5 protein-coding genes, 2 tRNA genes and 1 pseudogene are annotated in these 3,551 nt (G+C 50.7%); all 8 read left to right on the top strand.

Annotation, left to right across the window (positions count from 1 at the left end; genetic code table 11):
- Positions 1–659, top strand: a pseudogene (carB, locus tag BOW51_RS09310) (carbamoyl-phosphate synthase large subunit); the annotation flags it as partial.
- Positions 660–677: 18 nt separating this feature from the next.
- The gene (greA, locus tag BOW51_RS09305) at positions 678–1,088 is read left to right on the top strand and encodes a transcription elongation factor GreA (protein WP_078477482.1); all 411 of its coding nucleotides are present in this window, start codon (positions 678–680) and stop codon (positions 1,086–1,088) included.
- 72 nt (positions 1,089–1,160) lie between these two features.
- Positions 1,161–1,236 (top strand) — tRNA-Ala (locus BOW51_RS09300).
- A 66-nt stretch (positions 1,237–1,302) separates the two neighbouring features.
- Positions 1,303–1,473 (top strand): hypothetical protein, encoded by a 171-nt coding sequence (locus tag BOW51_RS11260; RefSeq protein WP_167367309.1) that lies wholly within the window; start codon positions 1,303–1,305, stop codon positions 1,471–1,473.
- A gap of 4 nt (positions 1,474–1,477) precedes the next feature.
- Positions 1,478–1,553: transfer RNA gene (locus BOW51_RS09295), tRNA-Glu, on the top strand.
- 568 nt (positions 1,554–2,121) lie between these two features.
- Positions 2,122–2,718 carry a TauD/TfdA family dioxygenase gene (locus tag BOW51_RS11810; protein WP_167367308.1) on the top strand — a complete coding sequence of 199 codons (597 nt, stop codon included), beginning with the start codon at positions 2,122–2,124 and terminating at the stop codon, positions 2,716–2,718.
- Complete coding sequence (locus BOW51_RS11805) at positions 2,642–3,001, top strand: TauD/TfdA family dioxygenase (protein WP_078477479.1); 360 nt, start codon at positions 2,642–2,644, stop codon at positions 2,999–3,001. Before BOW51_RS11810 ends, BOW51_RS11805 begins: the two co-directional genes overlap by 77 nt.
- A partial coding sequence (locus tag BOW51_RS09280; protein ID WP_135568209.1) for an AMP-binding protein occupies positions 2,998–3,551 on the top strand: 554 nt, incomplete at its 3' end. The genes BOW51_RS11805 and BOW51_RS09280, both read left to right, overlap by 4 nt.

Genomic DNA, 3,551 nt, shown 5'->3' with positions numbered 1-3,551 from the left:
AGGCAACAGGCCTGCAGCTGGCGAAAATCGCGGCACGCTGCATGGCGGGTGTTTCGCTGCAAGAGCAGGGTATGCTTGAAGAGCGTATCCCTGAATACTTCGCGGTCAAGGAAGCTGTCTTCCCGTTCGTGAAATTCCCTGCTGTCGATACCATGCTTGGCCCGGAGATGAAATCAACTGGTGAAGTCATGGGCACAGGTCAAACCTTTGGCGAGGCCTATGCAAAGGCTGAATCAGGTTCCGGCATGGAATTACCGACCGGTGGCCGCGCTTTCCTGAGCGTACGTGATAATGACCGCCCGCGTGCAGCGAAGATTGCACGTGACCTGATAGATCTAGGATTCGAGATTCTTGCTACCCATGGTACTGCGCGTACCATCAGGGAAGCTGGTATCGAGTGTGAAGGTGTCAACAAGGTTGCTGAGGGCCGTCCGCACATTGTTGACCTGATCAAGAATGACGAGATCGACCTGATTATCAACACCACCGAGGGTAAGCAGGCGATTGAGGATTCTGCCGAAATCAGGCGTTCTGCCCTGCAGCGCAAGGTTGCATACACAACGACTATATCCGGTGGTGAGGCCATTTGCATGGCATTGCAACACAAGCAGGAAATGACAGTCAGTACTTTGCGTGAATTACACGCATCGGTCAGCTGAGTACGGAAAGAGAAGAATATGAGCAAGGTACCATTGACAGTACGCGGAGCTGAAAAGCTGCGCGAGGAACTGACAGTTCTTAAAACCATCAAGCGTCCAGCGCGTGAGCAACAGAGCTTTATCGAGGGTCGTATCAAGGACATCGAGGGCAAGCTCTCACATGCGCAGATTATCGATGTCACTGAAATGGATGCCGGTGGCCGTGTCATCTTTGGTGCCACCGTCGTTGTCTATGACGTCGGGATGGATGAAGAGATTACCTACAAGATCGTTGGCGAGGATGAGGCAGATATCGAAACCGGCCTGATTTCAGTCAACTCACCCATTGCCCGCGCTTTCATCGGCAAGGAAGTGGATGATAGTGTTGAGGTCAACGCCCCCGGCGGTACTCGTGAGTTCGAGATTGTCGACGTACGTTACGAAGCCTGAGCCGCAAGCTTAAAAAAAGCCCCGCAAGTCATTGACACGGACAGGCCAAGTGTCGATAATATGCCGCTTCCCGGGGCTATAGCTCAGCTGGGAGAGCGCAACACTGGCAGTGTTGAGGTCAGCGGTTCGATCCCGCTTAGCTCCACCAAATATTTATCGGGAATAGCTTGATTCCCGGGGTGAAACAGGTAAAATGCACCGCGCTGGAAGCATCATGACACTGATTGGAGTGATCCTGATTGCAGTTGGTCTGGTGGCAGGTTTTACACTGTTACTACTTGACCACGATGATGAGGCAATTGCATTGCTCTCGATTATCCCGGTCGGATTTGTACTGACACTTGGAGGTCTGACAGCTACCCAACTTAGCAGACCGGACAACTAGCTTTGTCCCCTTCGTCTAGAGGCCTAGGACACCGCCCTTTCACGGCGGTAACAGGGGTTCGAAACCCCTAGGGGACGCCATATAGATCAACCGCTTACAGAAATGTGAGCGGTTTTTTTATGTCTACGCTCCGCTGATCATGGCGTTCAGTTTCGAATTTGATAGTTGAGCCAAACATTGCTGAATGCTCCTTGCATCTAGTCTCAGTTCTGTTTGCACGCAGTTATCCTAATGAAAAGCAGTGCTGCTTCCCCTTACATGCTCCATGACCGTTCCGAAAAGAAATAAATTTAAAGGGGCATCCCCCTTCGAAGTTACCTGAATCCCTGAGAGATCCCGGGGGGATCAAAAACGCCTTACCACCCTGTCTGACATGTACAAGCTATTTCAGACGAACGATTCCTATCCTGATAGTGATGCTGGTTTCAGAGATATTCCTGAAGACGTACTGCATGATTCTTTTGCACGGTATGTTTCAGCAGGACTTCATCACATAACGCATGGGCTCGCCCATTCAACTGGGTGTGTTACTATTTTACTATGTAGTCACACCCTGTATGCCCTCATTTTATGCCTGAGTTTTTTACTAATAGTCCAGATAGGCTACCGATACAGCTGCTAGCAAATCCCAATGAATCAGCAATTACTTTGTCCAAGTGGTTGACTAATGCAGGTGATGACTTACCAGATCTGTTACATAAAAATGGTGCAATCCTGTTTCGTGGATTCGGTGTTACCAGTGCCGCTGCTTTCGAGGCAGTCTGCCGTTCAGGCACGCCAGATTTGACGGACTACACTGGTGGCGGTTCGCCGCGAACCCATGTTGCCGGCAAAGTTTATACCTCCACCGAATATGCCGCTGACCAATACATCCCGTTACACTGTGAATATACCTATTTCCCCGAGGTTCCTCCCTATATCTGGTTCAATTGTGAACAAGCCCCGGAAAGTGGTGGTGAAACTCCTATTGGCGATATGCAACATGTACGCAAAAAGCTCGATCCTGAGCTTGTTAATCGCTTCGAAACAAGGGGCGTACGATATATCTATAATTTACACGGTGGAAACGGCTTCGGACGTGGCTGGCGCGAATCTTTCGGTACCGATGACCAGTCGGCAGTAGAGCAGTGGCTAGACAATATCCAGACGGAATATCATTGGGAATCTGATGGTACATTGCATGTTGAGCTCAATTCCCCCCGCGATACGGGTTCACCCGGCAACAGGGGTTGCCGTTTGGGGTAATCAGGCGGTTAACTGGCACGTGGCCGCACACGGTGAAAAAATGGCGCAGCAGATGCGTCGTGTATACCGCGAAGATCACCACCTTCCCAAGCATGCAACATTTGGCGATGGTAGCCAAATCCCTGACTCTGATATTCAACATATCCTGGAAGTGCTTGCTGATTCAGAAAACACCTTTGCATGGCAAGATGGAGACGTGATGCTGTGTGACAATCACCGTATCGCCCATGGTCGACGCCCTTTTGAAGGGGAACGCCGTGTATTGGTGGCACTGGCTTTATGAGTAAACCAGATCTGATGCTGTTAACGCTACCAGGGCATGCCGAAAACGCGACAGAAAACTGCAGAATTCTTGACTGGCTTGCAGACAACAGCCGTCAATATTCAGAGCAGCCTGCACTAGGTGGGATTAGCAGTCACTATCTGAGCCACGCCGGGCTCTACCAATGCATTTCTTCCAATTCAGCCGCATTACTCGATGCGGGTTTTGGACGCGGCATGATTATTCTCGTGGCGTTACCCAATGGCCCTGCAGCCCTGACTGCCATTCTGTCGGTAGCAGCGGTAACAATCGCATTTCCGATCACACCTGAAGAACCGCTGGACAGGATTGAGAGCCTCTTGCATGAACTCCCAGTCAGGGCAGTCGTGTTTGATGCAAATAGACCAGCCAACTGGTCACAATTATGTGCTCAACACCAATTGATCCCTCTGGCCATTGATCTATCAGTGACGCCTGGGTCTGAAGCCTGTTATGAAATCTCAGTGCCTGGTCATAGCACGACGCCTGTCGAGCCAACACGTGTCGATGATACTGCGATCCTGACCATGAC

Origin of the sequence: Solemya elarraichensis gill symbiont, assembly GCF_002021095.1 — a bacterium.
GTDB lineage: Bacteria > Pseudomonadota > Gammaproteobacteria > Chromatiales > Chromatiaceae.
The sequence above is the reverse complement of the archived record's forward strand: the minus strand, read 5'-3'. Positions and strand labels throughout refer to the sequence as shown.

Excerpts from the sequence above, each read along its gene's own strand:
- greA (WP_078477482.1), top strand. The coding sequence starts at position 678 with ATGAGCAAGGTACCATTGACAGTACGCGGAGCTGAAAAGCTGCGCGAG.
- BOW51_RS11260 (WP_167367309.1), top strand. The coding sequence starts at position 1,303 with ATGACACTGATTGGAGTGATCCTGATTGCAGTTGGTCTGGTGGCAGGT.
- BOW51_RS11805 (WP_078477479.1), top strand. The coding sequence starts at position 2,642 with ATGGTACATTGCATGTTGAGCTCAATTCCCCCCGCGATACGGGTTCAC.